Raw genomic sequence first — 20190 nt, forward strand, 5'->3', positions numbered from 1 at the left:
ATGGGTCTTGGTTGAACGGGTTGAACGGGTTGAACGGGTTGAACGGGTTGAACGGGCTTTGGTGCTGTAGTGATCTCGAGAGTTCCACCGAACCTGCGGGTGATCCAGATCACTTTCCGAATACCGGAAGAAGGCCTCGGGAAGCGAGGCACCGGAAGGGCGCGCCGGCCCGGAAAGGTGCCGGGCCGTCGTCGTGCCTCAGGTTCTCTGCTCAGGTGTGGGCAGGAGATCCCCGCCATGGCGCAACACGCGCGAGATGCCCTTGGAGGCGGCGCGCAGCATGTAGCCCAGCGGCTTCCGATCGGATTCCGCATGCGGGATGATCAGGGACAGGGCGGCTCGCGCCGAGCCGTCGGGCGCGAAGATCGGTACGGCCACGGCCACGTAGCGGACGTTGATCTGCCGGTCGCCGACGGCCAGGCCCTCGTGGCGCACCTGGGCCAGCAGCTGCCGGAGACGCTCGGGAGCGGTCTCCGTGTACGGCGTGAACCGCTGCAGCGGTTTGGCCAGTACTGATTCCTGGATCTCCGGCGGGGCGAAGGCCAGCATGGCCATGCCCACCGCGGTCACATGCAGCGGATACCGGGCCCCGACGCGCGGGCGCTCGTCCGCCGATCCCACGGGTACCAGCCGTTCCACGAAGACCGCCTCCTCCTGTTCCCGGATGCTCAGATGCACGGGGAAGTGGGTGGTCTCCGAGAGGTCCTGCATGAAGGGCAGGGCCACGCGCTGCAGCCCCACGGACCGCGGGGCGTGGGCCGCGATCTCCCAGAGCCGCAGGCCCACGTGGTACTCACCGTTGGCCTGACGCTCCAGGGCTCCGCTGTCCGTCAGCTCCGCCACGATCCGGTGGCTGGTGGTCAACGGCAGCCCGGTCCGGCGGCTGATCTCCGAGATGGTCTGCTGGGCGTGCTTGTTGTCAAAGGAGCCGAGGATGCGCAGGGCGCGTTCCACCACCGAGCGCGGGACCAGTTCCTGCGCCTCAGGCTCGGCGATCCCGGGCTCGGCGTACTGCGTCATGGATTTCACGATCCCCCCGAAATCTCGTCAGGAGTCCAGCCGATAGAAGTGACGGGCGTTGCCCTGCAGCACCGCGGAGCGCTCCTGGGCCGTTAGCGCGTCCAGCAGGCGGTCGCGCTCGCCGCCGTGCTGGTGCGGGAAGTCCGAGGCGAACATCAGGAAGTCTCCGGCGCCGACCTGGTCCAGGATCTGCCGGACGTGCACGGGGTCCTCGGGGAGTTGGACCGGTTCGGTGGAGGCCCGCACGTTCTCCAGCAGGTAGTGGGCGGGCTCGTGTTTCATCCACGGGACCTCACGCCAGATCGCCTTCCAGTCCTTCTGGAACCGCATCATCAGGGCCGGCAGCCAGCTGAACCCGCACTCCAGCAGTGCCACATGCAGCTCGGGGAACTGGTCGAAGACCCCCTCGGCGATCAGGCTGACGAGCTGCTCCTGCACCAGCACCTGCGAGTTGAGCAGGTAGTCGTCGATGTAGGTGTTGGTGAAGCCGGCGGTGACCGGGGCGCTGCCGCGGCGGCCCCAGGCATGCAGACCGACCACGAGCCCGTGACGATCCGCAGCCTCGAAGATCTCCCGGAACCGGACGTGGCCGTAGCGGGCGTCGTGGCCGCGGACCGGCAGGAGCACCTGGACGAACCGGCCGTCCGCGCCCACCCGGTCGATCTCCGCGACGGCGGCTTGGGTATCCACCGACGGGACGACGATGCTTCCGCGTAGCCGGCTGTCCTGGGCCAGCCATTCCTGCGCCATCCAATCGTTGATGGCACTGGTGACCGCGACCTGGCAGTAGGGGTTGCGGTTGGCACCGAAGGAGCTGACGCAGTTGAGGATGGCGGTGGCCGGTTGGGCCATGTCCAGGTAGTCGCTTCGCAGGGTCTCCAGCCGTTGAGGCAGCGGGCCGCCTGAGGTGGCGAAGCCTTCCGGGTAGGAGGCGCCCGCGGTGGGGGAGAGGTCCGTCTCGGCGTCGGCGAAGTACTCGTTCCAGTAGGCGCTCAGGTAAGGGGCCAGATCTTGGATGGAGGCTGGCGCCACATGGACGTCCACATCCACGGTCTGGGTCGCCACTGCCGTGTCATGGACTGACGTTTCACTCACTGCCGTCATCGTGAGACCTCCTGCTGCTTCTGGTCCTGCTTCTGGTCGTTGAATCGGTAGAGCCGCTCCCCGTTCTCCTGGAGGATGCGCTGCTGGAGATCGGCCGGCAGGTGCTGCAGGGCGAGCGCGGGGGAGTCGAAGTCCCAGTGCGGGTAGTCGGAGGAGAAGATGATCCGGTCGGTCATCCCGGTCATCTCATAAAGCTCCGCGACGTCCTGGGGATCCTTCGACTCCTCGATCGGCTGCGTGGTGAACCAGAAGTGCTCGCGGAAGTACTCCGAGGGCAGCCGGCGCAGCTTCGGATAGTCCTGTCGCAGCACCGAGTAGGCGGAGTCCATGGACCACATCAGCGGGGGCGCCCAGGTGATGCCTCCCTCGATCAGGACCACCTGCAGCGTGGGGAACTGTTCGAACACGCCCTCGAGGACCATGTTCATGGCCAGGGCCACCATGGTGTTGCCGGTGGTCACGTGCTCCTCGAGGTAGAAGGACGGCCACCCTGCACCCATGTGAGGCAGCCCGCCGACATGGACGCCGATTGGCAGGCCGGCCTCGACGGCCGCCGCGTAGATGGGCCAGTACCTCGGTTCACCCAGGGCATGCAGCGCGTTGGAGGGCAGCAGGACCTGGACGAACCGGGGGTCATCGGCGCGGCGCCGGATCTCCTGGGCCGCCAGTTCGGGGGCCTCGTGCGAGACGCAGATGCTCGAGTGCAGCCGGGGTTCGGGGTCGAGGAAGAGCTCCTTGACGCCGTCGTTCAGGGCCCGGCACAGATCTGCGGTGAACCCGGGTTCGCCGACGCCCAGGGTGGCGGCCTGCAGGGGGATGAGGATGCCGTGGTTGATGCCGTACTTGTCCAGCAGCTGATCCTGCATCATCTCCAGGGAGCTGCCCGGAGGCCCTTCCACGGGCCGGGCGTCGAGCCGCTGGCCGCCGTTACGCACCCGTGGGGTCATCTCCGGCGGCGAGGGGACGCGGTGGCCGTGCTGCGACCACTGCTCGCGGTGCACCGGATCCTGCATCCGTTCGGCGATCTGGTGCCGCATGAGGGTGGGGTGGATGTCACCGTCCACCTGGGCCATGGCCGGGCCCGGGGCCGGTGCTGTCTGGGCCGACGTGTTCGGGGCCGTGGCGGTGGAGTCTTCACGGGTCATGGTCATGTGGCGCTCACTCCTGAGGTGGGGGCTGGGGCGGTGACTGAGGCTGAGGCGGGGGTGGTGGCTGGTGTGCTGGCGGGGATCTTCGGCCGGGCCCGCGGGCTGGTGTCGATCACCACGTAATCCTCGTCCACCTGGACGTCGAAGGTGTCTGCCACGTAGGGGCCCGGGGTGCGCCGGCCTGAGGTGGCGGAGGCGGTGGATGCGGTGGACGCAGTGGAGGCGGTGGACGCGGTGCCCAGGTCACTGCCGGGCGTCACGTCCACCCCGTAGCCGCGGGCCGGGGGCTCACCGGGGCCGAGGAAGGACTGGCCGGTGGAGATCTCGTACTCCCAGCCGTGCCAGGGGCAGGCCACGAAGGTCGTCTCCTCGTCCAGCGCGGCCTCGCCCGGCGCGGAGGAGTACGCCCAGGACTTGGTGCGTCCGAGGCAGAGCGGGCCGCCCTGGTGCGGGCAGGAATTGGCCAGGGCGTAGAACGAGTCGCCGATCCGGTAGACGCCGATGGACCGGTTCCCCGCCTCGATGATCCGTTTCTCCCCGGGGGCGAACTCGGAGGCGCGTCCAACAACAATCTTCATCGGTGATGAGGTCCTTCCACAGTGGAGCGCACCACCGCGGCGCGATCCATCCGAGCGGTGAGGCGCTGCGGGGTGCCGCGGTCAGCTGATGCTGAAGCGCATGGTCCTACTGTGATCGGCGTCTCAGTATCTGTCCAATGACTAGATTGCATGGCACCAATCAGTGTGGTCGATGGATCCGCGTATCTGCCGCGGCGGGCGCCGGGAGGAGTTGGAGGTTGACGTGCGCGGATGCTGCATCCCGTGGGCGAGGCTCTGAATCGCTGCTGATTGGGTATTTAACTCCGGTGGCCAGTGCTGGTTATGTAGGCGAGTGCCCCGCATCACATCGTGACGCGACGAACTTCATCGGAAGGGCATCACCTGCCGGCACAGTTGGCCTCCATGCGGCTGTGACGGACCACTTCTCTCAGTGATTGGGGAGCACCATGGATTCTGCATTGAGGTTTATCGGCCGGCTCCCGGGGGCGCTCATGGTGGTGCCGCTGTTCCTCGGTGCCGTCCTGAACACCTTCGCTCCGAGCGTGCTGGACATCGGCAGTTTCACCACGGCTCTGTTCCGTGACGGAGCGCCGGTCCTCATCGGCCTGTTCTTCATGTGCATCGGGGCACAGATCAACGTCAAGAGCGCCCTGCCGTCCGTCGAGAAGGGCTTTGCCCTGCTGATCGGCAAGTACACGGCCGCCGTGGGCGTCGGTTTGGGCGTCGCCTTCCTGACGCCCGAGGGTAACCTCTGGGGCCTGGTGCCGCTCGCGATCATCGCGGCCATGTCCAACTCCAACGGCTCGCTGTATGTGGCGCTGATGGGGCAGTTCGGCAACAAGACGGACAAGGGCGCCATCTCCATCCTGTCCATCAACGACGGTCCGTTCCTGACCTTGATCGCGCTCGGTGCCGCCGGGTTGGCCGACCTGCCGCTCATGGCCCTCCTGGCCGCGGTGTTGCCCATGATCCTCGGTTTCATCCTCGGCAACACCAGTGAGCTGGCCCGCGGCTTCCTGGCCCCTGGTGAGAAGCTGATCATCCCCTTCGCGGCCTTCGCGCTCGGGGCCGGCATCAACTTCGGCGTCCTGTTCTCGTCCGGTGCGATCGGGATGGTTCTGGGCCTGGCCACTGTGCTGGTCTCGGGCGGCGCCGCCATCGGTCTGCTGTACCTGTGGCATGTGGTCCGCCGCCACCCCAAGCCGGCACGCAACGTCGTCTCGGGGGCCGCCGAGGCCTCCACCGCCGGCAACGCGATTGCCACGCCGGCCGCCGTCGCCGCCGTGGATCCGACCTTCCTGGCCGTTCAGGACGTGGCCACGGCTCAGGTCGCTGCGGCCGTGGTGACCACCGCCTTCGTGGCACCGTTCCTCGTGGCCTGGGTCAGCAGATGGCAGGCCAAGCGGGGCGTGACCATCGAGAACGAGGACCGGTTCTACGCCATGTCCCCGGAGGAGCGGCGCGTGGCCGAGCAGTGGGCGGCTTCACCGGAAACCGTCCCCGTGGGTGCCGGGCAGCGGTCCGCCGAACCGGGGGTGGACCACCCCCAGGTGGAGGACCAGCTGGCCGGAACGGCGGCCTCGAGCAGCAAGTAGCCGTCCCCCCTGCCGCACGGGCAGGGCCGGGCAGTCCGCGTGCGGCGGACCGGTTACCCTTCGCCTCGTCCTTCTTCCCGAGCCCAGCCCACGATGGCCCGGTCGATCTCCTGCTCGGCCGCCGTCGGCTCCGAGGTGTTCTCGATCATCACCACGGGCAGCAGCCCCCAGCTCGGATCGAGTTCGGACCACTCCAGACCCGCCTGGGCGAAGGCGGGCTTCCGGGCGCAGAGCCCTGCGGGGACGATGGTGGCGTGGCCGGGCAGGGTGCACAGCGCGGCCATGATGGAGGTGTGGTCCACCACGGTGGTGCCGGCCGGGTTGATCGTCTCCAGCATGGGACCGGTGATGCCGGCATGGTCGGTGAAGACCGGGTCATCCATCAGGATGAACTTCCGGCTGGCGAAGAAGTCACGCAGGACCCCGGTGCTGAGGGGTCCGTCCGGTAGGTCACCCCGGGGGTGGACCACAGCGAGTGGCTCCTCCCACAGGACGGTCGCCCGGGCGCTCCAGACCTGGGGCGCCGGGGTGGCGTAGGTGATGCCCCGCGTGCAGACCCCGTGCGCCACCATGGACTGCAGGCGGGCCGAGTCGGTGACGGCCAGGTGCACGCCATCGATGGCGTCCAGGGCCTGGACCAGCGCGGCGATGCCCTCGCCGACGATCCATTCGTCCACGGCCACCGATTCCAGGGCGGCATGCGCGTCCAGGATGCTGGAGGCGCCCGAGTGTCCGCCGTCCTGCTGGGCCATGGCGGTGGCCGTCTGCAACCGGATCAGGTGGTCGGCGATGGTCGGCAGGACGTGCCGTCCCTGGGGCGTCAGCTCCGCACCGCGCCAGCTGCGGCTGAACACGGCGAAGCCCAGCTCGGCCTCCATCCTCTTGATGCGCAGGCTGATGGTGGGCTGGGTGGCGAACAGTTCCTGAGCGGCCCGCGAGATGCTGCGGTTGCGGGCCACACTCAGGAACGTGCGCATAGATTCAACGTCCATGGGACCTATTCAACCTAATCAACGGCGGGTTCCAGCTGCGGGGACGCCGGGGCGGCCGCCCGTTTGCGCGGTGCGGTCTCCACCAGGAACAGCACCATGAGGATGGCCAGCACGATTCCGCCCATGGCCAGGTACAGCGGGGCCTGGATGCCGAAGGCGGTGGCCAGCTGGCCGGCCACCACGGGGGCGACCCCGCCGCCGAAGATCTCCCCGATGCCCATCACGGCTCCGGCGGCCGTGGCCATCAGCGCCGGCGGGACCGACTCCACGGACACGGTGGCCGCCACGAGCGCCAGGGTGCCGTTCACGCCCATCGCCACCGCGAAGAGCAGCAGGAAGATGGTCAGCGTGCTCGGCCCCTGGGCGATCAGCAGCCCCATCATGACCAACCCGAAGACCAGCGCCAGCACGGCGGCGGGCTTGCGCCCGATCCGGTCCGAGATGCCAGGGATCAGCAGCTGGCCGGCGAAGGCGCCGAAACCGATGCCTGAGGTGGCCAGGCCCATGTCCTGCAGGCTCATGTGGTGGAAGTCCGTCAGGTAGCTCGGCACCATGGAGCTCATCACGAAGATGCAGGTCATGGCCCCGCACAGCGCCAGGGTGGCGAAGATGATGTTGCGGTAGCGGAACACGTCGATCCACCGGTGGCGCTCGGCCTCGCCCTCGCCATGCAACACCGAGGCGGACGACGCCGGCCCGGCCGGTGCCGCGGTGGCGACCGGTTGGTCGTCGTGCTGGCCCTCCAGCAGGTCCTCGCGGAGTTCCTCGGGTTCGCGGATGGTGCGCCAGATCAGGAAGCCCAGGATGAGGCCCGGGATGACCATGATGGCGAACACCCAGCGCCAGCTGGGCAGCACCACGAGCAGCTGGGTGGCGATGATCGGCCCCAGGCCGATGCCGAACAGGGCGAAGGTGCTCTGCTGGATGCCCATGTTCAACCCGCGCCGTTTCGGGGCCGAGGCCTCCGCGGTGGCCGCGACCGCCGTCGGGCTGAAGGCGCCCTCGGTGAGGCCCATCATGGCGCGGATCAGGATCAGGGACATGAGGCCGCCGGCCAGTCCCGTGAACACGGAGCAGAGGGAGAACAGGATGATGCCGGGGATCATGATCCGGCGCCGGCCGAAGCGGTCCGAGAGTCGACCCATGAACAGCGCCGAGACGCCCCACGTCAGGCCGAGGACGCCGATGATGTTGCCCAGGTCCGCGTAGTCCAGGTCCAGGTCCACCATCATGGCCGGGAACAACGGGGCGATGATCCAGCGGTCCAGGCCCACCAGGCCGAAGCCCAGCGCCAGGAGGATGACCGCGGTGCGTTCGTACCGCCGTCGTTTCTGGGGCGTGTCCAGGCGGGGGCGGATCCGGGTGCGGCTCACAGCCCGGCCTCCGTGGATCCCTCGGTGAAGCCCCGAAGGATCTCTGCGTTGCTCAAGACCCGGCCGAAGTACCGGGTGATGGCGTCCAGGGTGGCGGTCTGGGCGGTCTCGGACAGGGCGCCCGTGGACTCGCCGGCGAAGGCCACCTTGTAGTCACGCATGAAGGCGCTGCGGGCGGTGGACTCGCAGCACACCTCCGTCAGGGTGCCCGCGATGACCAGGGTGTCCACGTTGCGGTAGCCGCGCACGGTGTTCAGCAGCACCTCGAGGTTGGTGTTGTAGAAGGCGTCATAGCGGTGCTTGCGCACGTAGTGGTCCTCGGCGCGGGGGTCCAGGCCGTCCACGATCTCGATGCCGTCCGTGCCGTCCCGCATGCCCTCGGTCAGCAACAGGGGGTTGTTGCTGGACTCCAGGGGGGAGACGTTGAACTGGTCGAAGAGCACGTGCTGGGTGAAGATCACCGGGACGCCGGCGGCCCGGGCCCCGTCCACGAGCTGGCGCATCTGCGGGATCCGTTCGCGGGCCATCGGCACCTCCATGGGCCGTCCGGCCTCCACGAAGTCGCGTTGCATGTCCACCATGAGCAGCACGCTCGTGGTCGCATCAAAATTCCACATGAAAAGTCCTTTCAAGGCTGTTGTTTTGATGCTAACCGCGATGTATCTCACAGTGGATATAAAGAGATTTCATGGCCTGTGCCGGAGGGCTTTCCTCCTCCCGCAACGGCGTCCAGCGCCCCACACAACTGAGTAGCACGAATTGGCGGAGACCCCCGGGGGCGCCGCCAATTCGTGCTACTCAGATGCCTGATGTGGGCGGGGTGTCAGTCCTGCGTGTTGTCGTAGCGCTGCAGGAAGGCCGAGATCTCGCCGCGGGTCACGGGTTCGGAGACGTTGAAGTGGCCGTGGGTGTCACCGATGGTGATGCCCTGGGAGGCGAGCCAGGTGATGGCCTCGTAGTGGATGTTGCCGGTGTCCAGGTCCTTGAAGGGGCTGTCCTTCGGGGCTGAGTGTTCCGGTGCGTCCAGCCGGTACAGGAACGTGGCGAACTCGCCGCGGGTCACGGAGCGTCCGGGCTGGAAGGTTCCGTCGGTGTGGCCGAGGGTGATCTCCTCATCGGCGGCCCAGGTGATCGGCTCGTAGAACGATCCGGTGTCCGTGACGTCGCTGAAGGGGCTGTCCTCCGGGGCGCTGAACTCCGGCTTGACGTAGCGGTGGAGGAAGGCTGCGGTCTCACCGCGGGTGACGTCCTGGCCCTTGCGGAAGGTGCCGTCCGTGTAGCCGGTGGAGATGCCCTGGGCGGCCATCCACTGCACGGGGGCGTAGAAGGCCGAGCCTTCAGGGTTGTCCGAGAACGTGACCGGCTGCTCCGGCTCGCCGGGTTCGGCGGAGCCCTCGGTGACCTCGAAGGTCAGGGTCTCGGTGGAGACGTTGCCGTGCACGTCCGTGGCGGTCACCTCGGCGGTGTGCTCGCCGGCCTCCAGGTCTTCCGGTGCGGGCAGGCGCCAGAGGTGGGAGGTGCGGTCCGCCACCGAGCCGCCGTGCACCAGCTGCTCCTGCACGGCCACGGGGTCCGAGTACTCGGACCCGACGAACTGCTCCTCGCCCTGCATCGGCTGGGTGCGCTCGGCGGCCTGGGCCTCCCCGCCGTCCACCGAGACCTCCACGGTGGAACCGGTGGCGCCCATGAAGAAGTTCGTGGTCAGCCAGGTGTCCGCCAGTTCGTCCTGGCCCACGGTCAGCGGGTCCTCGAACTCCGGCGCAGCGTCCTCGGCGTCGATGTTCTCCTCGAACCAGTCGCGGTAGGCCGGGGTGTTCAGGCCCAGGGCCATCTGGTCCGAACCGTCATCACCGGTGCGGGTGAAGTACTCGGAGACCTGGTTGCCCTCCAGGTCCATGGTCAGCACGCCCGGGAAGGCGCCGTCCCGCTGCAGGGCGGTCGGGTAGCCACCCTCCAACATCTCGCCGGAGTACCAGTCGCCGGAGATAGCGCCCACGGTCAGGTGCGGGAAGGGCAGCTCGTCCACGTCGAACAGCTCCTTCCAGGAGGCCAGGCTGTCGCCTTCACGCATGTTCTCGATCGCGTGCACGTGGCCGGCCAGCGAGATGGCCTCGCGGCCTTCGAGCAGGGCGTGGATCTCCTTGACCTGGTCGGTCTGGTGCTGGGTGCCGCCCTGGTCTGCGAAGCCCAGCAGCGGGATGTGGGCGGCGATCACCACGAGCTGGTCCTCGGGGGTGTTGGCGATGTCCTGGCGCAGCCACTCCATCTGCTGCTCGTCGATGGCCCCGTTGTACGCAGTGTCCCCGGAGTAGGGGTACTCCACGTTGTTCAGTGCCACGAAGTGGGCCTCACCCACGTCATAGGAGTAGTACTCCGGGCCGAGGCCTGCGCGGTAGGAGTCGAAGGCGTGCTCCGGCTCGGTGGCGTCGAAGTCGATGTCATGGTTGCCCGGCAGGAAGCGGGCCGGGCCGTTGATCATCTCGGTCAGCGTGCGGATGCCCGGGTAGAGGGACAGGTCGTCACCCGCCACGTCGCCCACGAAGAGGGCGCCGCAGTTCTCGTAGCCGGAACGGGCCGCCAGGTCGGCGAAGGCACCGGCCCGGGCGTACTCGATCTCCTCCTCGGTGTAGGTCTGCACGTCCCCGCCCACCAGGCACTCCTGGGTGGAGTCGGCGGCATCCTCGTCCTGGGCCAGCGGGAAGTTCACGGCCGCCGGCAGGTCACCGGTCGGCTCCAGTCCGCCGTACTTCAGTTCCGGCGATCCCTCGGGCAGGTGGTGGTAGTGGAACTGGGCCACGTTCTCCTCGTCCACCGGCACCTGGTAGCCGGCCGGCTGGGTGACGAACGCCGTCATGTTCTCGAACGCCGGCAGCTCGTAGGCGCCGTCCTCATCCGTGGTGACGATGTCCCGGCCGTTGGACACGCTTACGTCCGCGAGGCCCGGCTCGTCCTCGTCCTGATGCGAGTTCTGGTTCAGGTCGTCGAAGACCACGCCCTCGAGGATCTCGGGGGTCTCGTCGGCTCCTTCGACGACGTCCACGGCACCGCGGAAGGCGGTCTCGTCCCAGGCGGCTCCGGCGGAGGCGGGGGTAGCGGCAGCGGCGGTGGCCGGCACCGTGACGGGGGCGGCCGCTGCGGCCGTGACCGCCGTGCTCAACAGTGCGCCGGTGGTGGCCAGGGCCAGGGCGCCCGCTGCCAGGCGGGCCGATCTATGGCGGGTGGGGCGGGTGAACGCGTTCACGAAGTACCTTCCGATGGTCAAAGAGGTCCGGCCGGGGGTAACCGTTTGGCGCTCTCCACCCTCACCCGCGCCGGTGAATGGCGGCAGACGGGAAGGTGTACGGCGGCGAGGTCCCCGTGTCGCTTGGCCAACGCGCCCTTGAAGCTGCAAGTTCAGTGGCCGCCGCCCGGCGTGTGACACGATGACCGTGATGACCACCAGCTGAGGAAGAGGGGCCAGGATGCTGCTCCGCACGCTCGTCACCAGCGCAGCGGGGGCCTACGCGGCCAACTGCGCGCTCGGCGCCTCGGTGGCCCTGGGATGGGTGGACACGTCGGGTGTCCGCTGGGTCCATCACGCCCTGTATATGGTGACGCTGACGGCGACGGCCGGGGCCGTCGTCGCCGGTTCTGCCCGCCGTTCACCGGCCGCCCTCGCGCTGGTTCCCGCCGCCGTTCCCCTGTTCCTGCTGCAGCGGCACGGGGCCCGGCCGCTGGGCCGGCATGGGCTGGACGCCCTGTGGGCGGCCCCCTGCTATGCGGCCGGGCTCGCCCTGGCCTGGAGGTAGTCCATGGAATTCCTCGATGCCGTGTTCAACCGGCGCACCACGAACGGGCCGTTCCGGCCGGACGCCGTCAGCCCCGAACACCAGCAGCTGCTGATCCGTGCCGCGGCGGCCGCACCGTCCCAGTTCAACAGCCAGCCGTGGCGGTTCGTGCTCATCGAGGACCGGGCCACGATCGAGACCGTGGCGGACATCAGCGGTCAGAGCATGACCGAGGTGATGGGCGCGGGGACCTTCTTCGACCGGTACAAGAAGTACTTCCGGTTCAGCCAGCGGGAGATGGACGAGGCCCGCAGCGGCATGCTCTTCGACCGGCTGCCGGCGCTACTGCGACCCTTCACCTCCAAGGCGTTCACCCCCTCGGGGCAGCAGCTGATGAACCGGCTCCGGGTGCCGCAGACCCTCGGCGCGGAGAACCGCAAGCTGGTGGCCGGGTCGCCGCTGCTGCTGGGGGCCATGCTGGAGCGCGGCGAGTACCGGCCCGGGGAGCTGTCCGGCTTCTACTCGGTGTTCAGCCTGGGGGCTGCGATGGAGAACCTGTGGCTGACCACGGTGGAGCTGGGCATGGGCATCCAGTTCATCTCCTTCCCCATGGAGGCCCCGCACCAGTGGAAGCGCATCGTCGAGATGCTGCACGTGCCGGACGACCTGGAACTGATGGCGGTCTACCGGCTGGGCTACCTGCCCGAACGGACCCACCGGCCGGCCATCGACTGGTCCAGCCGGGAACGACGGCGGCCCTCCCAGTTCGTCTTCCGGGAGACCTGCGAGACCCCGCAGCAGGGATGGGACGACGACGTCCGGCCGGGTTCGGCCTGATGCGCGGGGCTTGACTCGCCGGGTCTGACCGTGGGCGGAGCCCCCAAACGGCGCTGGCGTAACTGGGGCCCTACCCGGCCGCGATGGGTAGTTCTCCCCATCGCGGCCGCGCCCGGCGGTGACTAGCGTGGTTCACGAGGAATTCACCTTCCGGTTGGGCCGCACTCGGCGCTCTCGGCACCGGAGGGGCAGGAGGAGATTGCATGCGGACGCTGGCCATGGACCTGCCGGAGGACTGGGTCAGGTACCCGGTGGACGGCTTTCACCTGGTGGCGGCCGCCCCCGTGACCGAGGCCGCGGAGCGCATGTTCACGGACGGCCTGGAGCCCGGTGGACCTCTGCCCGAGCCCGAACTCGCCGCCAACATCGTGGCCACCACCTACGCCGGCGAACCGGCCGGACTCTGCGGACTGAACCGTCTCTACGTGGTGGAGGACGTCACCTGCACCGTGGGCGGCCTGCCCGCCCGGCGGATGGACCTCACCCGCTGGACCGGCCGCAACAACATCTTCACCCGCCGCTGGCTGGTCCAGGAGGCGCTCGCCGCCGGCCGGGCCACCCTCGAGATCACCGCCAGCTGCCTGATCAGCGACTACCAGCAACTCACCCGCGTCTTCGACGCCGTCATCGCCAGCGCCCGCCTCACCACCGCGGACCAGCCTGCGGGAGCCCCGCTCCGGGCCGTCGCCTGATGCCCGCCACAGACCGGCACCACCAGTCTCAGCGGCCCATCCATGACGTGGAGGCGCTTCAACGCCACCTCAGCGGTGAGGACCGACGTCGGAACGCCAGTCCCGAGGACCCCGGCCGGTTGCGCAGCAGTGACCTCGAGGTGCTCCAGTCGGTGCACCGGCTCGGCTCGCTCGGGCGCTTCGCGACGTTCCGGAACCGCAGCGCCATCGGCCGACTCATCCGCGAGGGCTTCCTGACCCTGGACGGAGTGCTGGACACCGCCGGTGATGACTTCATGCGCCCCGTCTCCACCGCGGAGGACGTGCTGGCCCTGCGGGGTCAATGCGGTACCGAGCGCACCCTGATGCAGTCCTGGCTGGCGGGGGAGCAGGTCTCCACCGTCTCGGGTGCGCCGGGCGCGGACGTGATGGCCGGCGTCGTACAGGAAAAGAGCTCCCGCTACACCGTGGCGCTGGCCGAGCGCGGCGCCCTGGCCTCCCAGGCCTGCGCCTGGGCCGGTGTGCGCGCCGCACCCGCGCTGTTGAGCGGCGAGCTGCTGGTGGATGAGGACGAGTTCACCGCCCGCGTGATCGATCCGCAGCACCCCGTGCCGGACGGCTCGCCCGAGGAGCTGACCGAGCTGTGGGCCGAGCCCTGGTTCGTGTGGGAGGCGACGTCCTCCGCGCTCGGCGTGAACCTCGCGTTCATCAGCGCGCAGGGCGCCGGGAACTACGTGTTCGGAGCGGACGCTGAGGCCTCAGAGCGCGACGGACGGCTGCTGTTGCGCCTGGCACCGGTCACCGCCCGGACCGTGTGGGAGACCATGTGGGTGCTCTCGCACGGCGGCGGCGCTGCTGCCGCGGCCGGGAACGGTCAGCGCGAGGTGCTGGGCGTGCCGCAGACCGGAACCCACCAGCTCCCGCCGCCGGATATGCCCGCCACCCGGTGACCCGGTTCCGCAGGCAGAGGATCACGGCCGCGGTAACTGTCGATCCGCCCGGCGATTCTCGACCGGTAGCGCGGCCGTGATGCGGGGTGGTGGCGGTGCCTTCGGTTAGCCGACCTGTCGGGTGAGGACCGAGGCGAGGTGGTCCGTCATCGGTACCCCGACGGCGGCCATGGCGAAGGTGGTGGTGAGACGGTCGCCCTCGAGCCGGAGGGTGCGGGCCGTGGCGTCGACGGTCTTCGCGGTCGGCGCATTGACCACCCGGGACCGCAACTCGACGGAAAAGCCGCTCGCCTCCAGGCTGAGCGTCCCCTCGGCCAGCTCGGTCTGCCCGGTCGGTTGTGCGAGCACGAACTCCACCGTGCCGTCTCCGGGGACCCGGAAATAGCCCGTCTCCACATGCAGGGGCCGTCCGTCCGGTGCCCAGGTGCGCTGTGAGTACACCAGGAACGGCTTGCCGATGTCCGTGAAGGTGACCTCTTCGGTGTATTCGAAGGAGTCGAGGGTCGGGTACTCGCCGCGGCCGGGCCCGCTCCAGACTCCGAGCAGTGCGCTGACGGGTTCCAGGGCGGGGTGCAGGCTCATGCCGGCAGTCTACGTGCGGGCCGTCAGTGGCCGTGGCCTCCGTCCTCGTGGTCGTGGCCAGCGTCGCTGTTCTCAGCCGACTCGCTGCCGTCATGCTCCGGGGCCTCGGCGTGGCCGTCCACCACGGCCATCTCCACCGGGGTGACGTCCAGCTCGAACGTGTTCACCACCGCGCCGCCGGTGCCCGCTGACAGGTCGATGACCACGAGCTGCTGGTTCGCCGCATCCGTCACGTAGGCCATGGAGCCGGCCGTCTTGAGGATCGGCCCCGCCTGCTGCCACTCCTCGTTCTCCTCCCAGGCCTCGATGGCCGGGATCTCCGCGGTGACCTCGCCGGACTCCTCGTCGATGATGTTGAGCTCGCCGTCGTAGGTCAGCACGAGTGCCTCACCCTCCGGCCCGCGCGCCAGGGAGCGGAACCAGTAGGAGGAGCCGAGCTCCACGGTCTGCAACTCGTCCGTCAGGGAGTCGATCAGGGCCACTTGCGTGGGCCGTTCGAACTCGGCCTCGGCCTCCGTCTTAAGGTCCCCGAGCACGATGGGGGAGTCCTCGGATCCGGCCAGGTTGCCGGTGCGCTGGTACCCGGTCTCTGCGGCGATCTTGTGGAACGCGCCGTCGCGGTAGACGACCGGCCCGTCCTCGCAGCCCAGCACCACCACGTCCCCGTTCTCGTTCGCCGCCGCCGCAGCCTCGCCATGCACACCGGTGCAGTCGGTGGTCTCGGCGGTGACCTCGCCGCCGTCAGCGCCGTCAGTGCTGTCCTCGCCTGTGGACCTGACCTGCACCGTGTCCCGCGCCTCCTCGGTGCCCTGGGTGGTCAGCAGGGTGCCGTCCACCAAGCGCAGGGCGACGCCGTGGTGAGCGGCGTCCGCTGCGGTGTCCTCGGTGCGGAGCCGGCCGTCCTTGAGGTGCTCGGAGGTGAAGGTCTGGATGGAGCCGTCCCCGTCCGCGAACAGGGTGGTCAGGCCGTGGTGGGTGACCACGTGGCCGGCGTGCGGGGCCTCGAAGGTGATGCCGGTCAGGCCCGGGGTGGACTCGTAGTAGTGGAAGTGGTCGCCGTGGCCCTGGGCGTCGATCCCGGTGTTGTAGACCTCGAACCCGTCGCCGTTCGCGACCATCACGTGCTGGCCGTCACCGGCGTTGTTCAGCCGCAGGAACCCGTCCAGCGCCTCCTCATGGACCACCTCGCCGGACTCGCCGTCCAGGGTGACCAGGCCGCCGTCGTGCGCCAGCACCACCCGCGGGGTGAGTGAGGCGACCTCCGCGCGCGAGTCCCGCTGCTCGGCGTTGACCGGCTCGGCGGCCTCGCTGGCGTTGGTGCTGGCGGAGTCCCCGGCCGTGCCCGACGGCGGCGCCTCACCTCCGCCGGATCCCGCGCCGGGTGCGTCGGGCGCGCAGGCCGAGAGGACGAGGGCCAGTGCCGCGACCGAGGCGAGGGAGCCGAGGTGACGGGTGCGCCGGCGTCGGGCTTTTCGGCTGGACACCGGAGTGGCAGTGGCAGGGGCGGGGTGCGGCGGGAGCGATGGGTTCATGCCGAGGACTCTAAACGCACTTGAGAATCAATTGCAATAAGGATGCGCGTGCAGGTATCGATGGCCGCGGTGACCGGGATCGACTTCGAGCCCGAGGTGAAGGACCGCCGGCCGCCGATCTGACATGGTTCTCGCATCCGCAGCGGTGGCCGAGGAAGGGCGAGGGCATGAGCATTCCACGCGAGGAGCAGGGACAACCCGAGGTGAACCCGGACGACGAGAATGAGGACTTCGATTCCACGGGCGCCGGTGAGGCCGACGTCGACCCGGATGACGACACCGAGGCGGACTACGAGGACACACCCGCTGACGATGACCTGAGGGATGCCGAGAACCGTGTCAAGGCCGGCAACACCGGGGCTGAGTCCACCGGGCCGAATCAGCCGGCCTCGGCGGCCGACCCGGATCCCGGGCAGTAGAGGCACCGGTCCGATGGCACTGACCGGCTGAAGGGGCCGCTCAATCACCCACCCCGAGTCAACTCAAAGCGTGGGGGTACCGGGATGACCTCAGGGGCTGGACGCCAGGCCCCGCTGGAAGGCGTACACGGCCGCGGAGGTGCGGGAGCCGACGTCGATCTTGGTGAAGATGTTGCTCAGGTGACGGGCCACCGTCTTCTCGCTGATGACCAACTCCGCCGCGATCTGGCGGTTGCTGCGGCCGGCCGCCACGAGGGCGAGGACCTCGAGCTCGCGGCCGGTCAAGCCGTCCGGGTGGTCGTCTGGGCGCCCGCCGGCATGGATGCCGTCGGCCGGTTCCTCCGGTTCCTCCCGTTCTGTCGGCGTCGGTCGGGCCCAGGTCTCGAGGAGGGACTCGGCGTCGGCCACCGCCGGTTCCGCGCCGAGCATCACGAAGGCGTCCCGGGCGGCCGCGAGCTCGTCCCGCGCTGAGGCGACATCGGCGGCGCCGGCCAGGGCACGGGCCAGGACCACCCGGGACCGGGCGACCTCAAAGGGACATCCGACACCGCCCCAGCCCTGCACCGCCTTGCGCGCATAGGGCAGGGCGCCGCCCGGGTCCCGGCGGGCCAGTTCCACGCCGGCGTGGGCGTGGGCGGCGGCCGCGGTGACCGAGGCACAGCCGGTCAGCTCGGCCAGGGCGTCCAGCTCGTCGGCGAGAGCGTCGGTCTCGGCGATCAGGGGCCCAGCCGGGTCCTCTGTGGCCCCGGCAGCCAGCAACACCTCTGCGGCAGCCGGAAGGAGGGAGACCCGGTGCGCCGGCAGGACCGTCTCGGCCAGGCACCGGTGGACGGCGGCGAGGGCATCCTCCGCTCGGCCGCGGCCCAGCCACAGGAGGGCGAGCCCGGGTTGCGGATCACACCCCAGGTCCGCGGCGGTGCGGTAGGCCGCGGCCGCGTCCTCGTGCCGGCCCTGCAGGCGCAGCACCTCCCCCCGCGAGCGTTCGGCCCAGCCGGCCGCCACCACATCCCCACGCTGCTGGTGGCGCTGCCGCGAATCGGCGAACACCGCCAACGCCTCCTCCCACTTCCCGTGCACGGCCAGCACCTGGCCGCGGTGGACTGAGCAGTGGCCGTTGAACAGCTCCAGGACGGGCGGGGACTGGCACCAGGAGGCCAGGGCCGAGGTCCACTCGCACAGCCGGTCCACGGCCCCGATCTCCTGACATCCCTCGATGGCCGCGCACCACGCCAGCCCAGCGGCCAGCGGCCCGGGCTCCCCGGACAGGACCCCGGCCATCACCTCGTCCAGCTGCGCCAGCCCGCCACGGACGTCCCCCGCGTAGATCGCGGAACGGCCCAGGGCGACGGTGCCCAGCGTGACCAGGTCGGGATCGTGGTGAAGGCGGCCCGCGGCCGTCACACCGGGGGCCAGTCGCGCCACCGTGGCGAAGTCGCCGGTCATGACGCCGCCGTGCAGTTCGAGGAGGTCGAGGTAGCCGCGGGCCGCGGAGGTGGTCTCCGCCTCGGGCGCCAGATCGGCAAACAGCCGCCGCGCCTGCGTGACCCATCCGCTGAACAGGGCCGGCTGGCAGCTGGTGCCGAAGACCATGGCGAGCGAGAAGGCGACCGCGAACGCCCCGGCGGGGTCGCCGTCGTCGTGACAGATGTGGAAGGCGCGCTGCAGGTCCCGGACCGCACGCTCGTAGTCTCCGGCCAGGTGGGCCGCGGTGCCGCGGGCCACCAGCTCAGACACGGCGGGTTCAGCGGCCATGGGCGGTGCCTCCTGCTCGGGAGGATACCGCCCACGGCCGCGCGGAGGCACGAGGTGCGGAGCGGCCGGTCGGACCGTTACCGGCCGGCGCGCTGGGGGACCCCGCCGGGTGAGGTGGCGCGAGGAATCCCAGGGCGGGTCCGACGGCGGCCGGCGGGCCGGTCTGTCAGCTGCTCCGCGATCCGATCCGCGATATACGCCGCGTCCGCACCGACGCCGTGGAAGTTCATCGAGGACATCGAGAACTGGAACGCCAGCCCGCAGAAGAACACCCCCGGCACGTCCTCGGCGACGCCGCGGTATTCGCGCGGCCAACCGTCCGCATCCAGCACGGGCAGCTGCAGCCAGGAGTAGTCATGGCGGAATCCCGTGGCCCAGATGACGGTCTGGGCGGGGACGGTGCGGCCGTTGGCCAGCAGCGGGGCACCGTCCCGCGTACCGGTCACCCGGTCCTCGGTGCGCACGACGCCGGCCCCGTCCAGATCCTGCGCCTGGACCCTCAGCCGTGGCGCGCCGTGGTGCAAGACCTCCTCCCGCATACGCTGGCCGGCGCGGGTGCCGCGGCGGTAGATGCGGGAGTGCTGGAACATGACCGCGGGCATGATCAGGTGCAGCAGCGGATTGTCCCAACGGACGGGGATCTGGCCCAGGTCGCGGCCCGCCAGGGTGGTCGGGTGCCCGGACTGGGCGACCTCCAGGGCGATGTCACAGCCCGAGTGGCCGCCGCCGACCACGAGCACCTGGCCCTCCCGCAGCTGGCCGGGCCGGCGGTACTGGCTCGAGTGCAGCTGCAGGATGGCGGCGTCCAGGTCCCAGGCGAACTCGGGAATCCTGGGCAGCTGGCCGAAGGGACCGGTGGCCAGGACGACCGTGCGGGAGAGGAACGTGCCCGTGGCGGTCTCAGTGCGGAAACCCTCCGGGGTACGGGACAGGCGGTGGACCGGGGAGTCGAGCCGGACCGGGAGGTCGAAGTCCCGGGCGTAGGCCTCCAGTGCGGCGGCCACTTCATCCTTGGTGGCGAAACCCCACGGCTGGCCGGGGAAACCGAGGCCAGGCAGATGATTGAACTTGTTGGCGGTGAACAGGGCCAGCGAGTCGTACTGGTGGCGCCAATGGTCCCCGACCCGATGGGCGGCGTCCACGATGAGGCAGTCCAGGCCGCGGCGCCGCAGGTGGTAGGCGGTGGAGAGTCCGGCCTGGCCGGCGCCGATGATCAGGGTGTCGAAGGAGTGGTGGGGGTCGGCCGGGCCGGGTGTGGTGGGGAGGACGGGATCGGTGGTGGCCATGACGGCCTCCTGGGATGGAGGGTGATCCGGTGGGTGGCGGCCCTGGGGCTGGTGTTGCGTTGGTGCTGGTACTGGTCCTTGAGCGGGCTTGCTCCACCGGCTGATGACTCCACGGTACGGATCCGTCCGGTGCCCGCGCGTCGGGAAAAAGGCCCATCTTCTGGGGGCGGGACGGTGGTGGGACATGGGGAGAACTGCCCATGAGGCCGGGAGTGCTACCGGGATAGCGCGTTAGCATGTGCACCACAGCGGCCGGTATCCGCGGCCGATGACCCGCCAGGGAAGGACCACGCCATGACGACCACCCCCGCACAGTTCCCGGAACCGGAAGAGGAAGAAGAGGCCCTCGACCAGCAGCAGAGGCCGAGGCAGGTGGAAGGGGAGACGATCGGCGCCACCGGTGAGGCCGACGACCCCGCGCTGGAGAAGGACCCCGAGGACTGGGTCAGCGGCGACGACCCGATGACGGAGGCACAGAAGTCCTACCTGGACACGTTGGCCCGCCAGGCGGGCGAGGAACTGCCGGCCGACCTGACGAAGGCCGAGGCCTCCGAGCACATCGACCGGCTGCGCGGAACGCAGTAGTCCCCGGCCCGAGACGC

General features: G+C 69.7%; 19 protein-coding genes. 7 read left to right on the forward strand and 12 right to left on the reverse strand.

Going from position 1 to position 20190, the window contains the following annotated elements; all coding sequences use genetic code 11:
• Positions 1-198 precede the first annotated feature (198 nt).
• Genes ACSU1G_RS15955 through ACSU1G_RS15970 form a run of 4 tightly spaced genes read right to left on the reverse strand, consistent with a single transcriptional unit; the run spans position 199 to position 3850 of the window.
• The gene (locus tag ACSU1G_RS15955) at positions 199-1020 is read right to left on the reverse strand and encodes an IclR family transcriptional regulator (protein WP_439280951.1); all 822 of its coding nucleotides are present in this window, start codon (positions 1018-1020) and stop codon (positions 199-201) included.
• Between the two features lie 27 nt (positions 1021-1047).
• Positions 1048-2115, reverse strand: coding sequence for an amidohydrolase family protein (locus tag ACSU1G_RS15960; RefSeq protein ID WP_439280952.1), 1068 nt, complete (start codon positions 2113-2115; stop codon positions 1048-1050).
• A gap of 5 nt (positions 2116-2120) precedes the next feature.
• A complete protein-coding gene (locus ACSU1G_RS15965) occupies positions 2121-3275 on the reverse strand; it encodes an amidohydrolase family protein (protein WP_439280953.1) in 1155 nt (384 codons plus the stop codon).
• Positions 3272-3850 (reverse strand): Rieske (2Fe-2S) protein, encoded by a 579-nt coding sequence (locus tag ACSU1G_RS15970; RefSeq protein WP_439280954.1) that lies wholly within the window; start codon positions 3848-3850, stop codon positions 3272-3274. The genes ACSU1G_RS15965 and ACSU1G_RS15970 overlap by 4 nt, the downstream gene beginning before the upstream one ends.
• Positions 3851-4278: 428 nt before the next feature.
• Here ACSU1G_RS15970 and ACSU1G_RS15975 point away from each other — a divergent pair, with 428 nt between their 5' ends.
• Positions 4279-5427 (forward strand): 2-keto-3-deoxygluconate permease, encoded by a 1149-nt coding sequence (locus ACSU1G_RS15975; RefSeq protein WP_439280955.1) that lies wholly within the window; start codon positions 4279-4281, stop codon positions 5425-5427.
• 53 nt (positions 5428-5480) lie between these two features.
• On the opposite strand, the gene ACSU1G_RS15980 is transcribed toward ACSU1G_RS15975, so the two are convergent.
• The 4 genes from ACSU1G_RS15980 to ACSU1G_RS15995 form a co-directional block, all read right to left on the reverse strand.
• A complete protein-coding gene (locus ACSU1G_RS15980) occupies positions 5481-6419 on the reverse strand; it encodes a LysR family transcriptional regulator (protein ID WP_439280956.1) in 939 nt (312 codons plus the stop codon).
• 14 nt (positions 6420-6433) lie between these two features.
• On the reverse strand, positions 6434-7792 hold the full coding sequence (locus tag ACSU1G_RS15985) for an MFS transporter (protein WP_439280957.1): 1359 nt from the start codon (positions 7790-7792) through the stop codon (positions 6434-6436).
• Positions 7789-8409: an isochorismatase family protein gene (locus tag ACSU1G_RS15990; RefSeq protein ID WP_439280958.1), complete on the reverse strand. Its 621-nt coding sequence runs from the start codon at positions 8407-8409 to the stop codon at positions 7789-7791. The genes ACSU1G_RS15985 and ACSU1G_RS15990 overlap by 4 nt, the downstream gene beginning before the upstream one ends.
• A 206-nt stretch (positions 8410-8615) precedes the next feature.
• Complete coding sequence (locus ACSU1G_RS15995; protein ID WP_439280959.1) at positions 8616-11033, reverse strand: calcineurin-like phosphoesterase C-terminal domain-containing protein; 2418 nt, start codon at positions 11031-11033, stop codon at positions 8616-8618.
• Between the two features lie 220 nt (positions 11034-11253).
• On the opposite strand from ACSU1G_RS15995, the gene ACSU1G_RS16000 reads away from it, so the two are divergent.
• The 4 genes from ACSU1G_RS16000 (at position 11254) to ACSU1G_RS16015 (ending at position 14017) form a co-directional block, all read left to right on the forward strand.
• The gene (locus tag ACSU1G_RS16000) at positions 11254-11580 is read left to right on the forward strand and encodes a hypothetical protein (protein WP_439280960.1); all 327 of its coding nucleotides are present in this window, start codon (positions 11254-11256) and stop codon (positions 11578-11580) included.
• 3 nt (positions 11581-11583) lie between these two features.
• Positions 11584-12396, forward strand: a complete 813-nt coding sequence (locus ACSU1G_RS16005) for a nitroreductase family protein (protein WP_439280961.1) — start codon at positions 11584-11586, stop codon at positions 12394-12396.
• A 203-nt stretch (positions 12397-12599) separates the two neighbouring features.
• Complete coding sequence (locus tag ACSU1G_RS16010; RefSeq protein ID WP_439280962.1) at positions 12600-13088, forward strand: hypothetical protein; 489 nt, start codon at positions 12600-12602, stop codon at positions 13086-13088.
• Positions 13088-14017 carry a hypothetical protein gene (locus ACSU1G_RS16015; protein ID WP_439280963.1) on the forward strand — a complete coding sequence of 310 codons (930 nt, stop codon included), beginning with the start codon at positions 13088-13090 and terminating at the stop codon, positions 14015-14017. Before ACSU1G_RS16010 ends, ACSU1G_RS16015 begins: the two co-directional genes overlap by 1 nt.
• 105 nt (positions 14018-14122) lie before the next feature.
• On the opposite strand, the gene ACSU1G_RS16020 is transcribed toward ACSU1G_RS16015, so the two are convergent.
• Both ACSU1G_RS16020 and ACSU1G_RS16025 read right to left on the reverse strand, forming a co-directional pair.
• Positions 14123-14599, reverse strand: coding sequence for an FABP family protein (locus ACSU1G_RS16020; protein WP_439280964.1), 477 nt, complete (start codon positions 14597-14599; stop codon positions 14123-14125).
• 23 nt (positions 14600-14622) lie between these two features.
• Positions 14623-16131 carry a hypothetical protein gene (locus ACSU1G_RS16025; RefSeq protein WP_439280965.1) on the reverse strand — a complete coding sequence of 503 codons (1509 nt, stop codon included), beginning with the start codon at positions 16129-16131 and terminating at the stop codon, positions 14623-14625.
• Positions 16132-16298: 167 nt separating this feature from the next.
• Between ACSU1G_RS16025 and ACSU1G_RS16030 the strand changes: the two genes are divergently transcribed.
• Positions 16299-16550 (forward strand): hypothetical protein, encoded by a 252-nt coding sequence (locus ACSU1G_RS16030; RefSeq protein ID WP_439280966.1) that lies wholly within the window; start codon positions 16299-16301, stop codon positions 16548-16550.
• 90 nt (positions 16551-16640) lie between these two features.
• Here the strand turns inward: ACSU1G_RS16030 and ACSU1G_RS16035 are convergent, their stop codons facing one another.
• Both ACSU1G_RS16035 and ACSU1G_RS16040 read right to left on the reverse strand, forming a co-directional pair.
• Positions 16641-18302 carry a LuxR C-terminal-related transcriptional regulator gene (locus ACSU1G_RS16035; protein ID WP_439280967.1) on the reverse strand — a complete coding sequence of 554 codons (1662 nt, stop codon included), beginning with the start codon at positions 18300-18302 and terminating at the stop codon, positions 16641-16643.
• A 77-nt stretch (positions 18303-18379) separates the two neighbouring features.
• Positions 18380-19588, reverse strand: coding sequence for a flavin-containing monooxygenase (locus ACSU1G_RS16040; RefSeq protein WP_439280968.1), 1209 nt, complete (start codon positions 19586-19588; stop codon positions 18380-18382).
• 294 nt (positions 19589-19882) lie between these two features.
• Between ACSU1G_RS16040 and ACSU1G_RS16045 the strand changes: the two genes are divergently transcribed.
• Positions 19883-20173, forward strand: coding sequence for a DUF3072 domain-containing protein (locus tag ACSU1G_RS16045; protein WP_439280969.1), 291 nt, complete (start codon positions 19883-19885; stop codon positions 20171-20173).
• The last annotated feature ends 17 nt before the right edge of the window (positions 20174-20190 follow it).

The organism is Microbacterium sp. A93, from assembly GCF_051842835.1.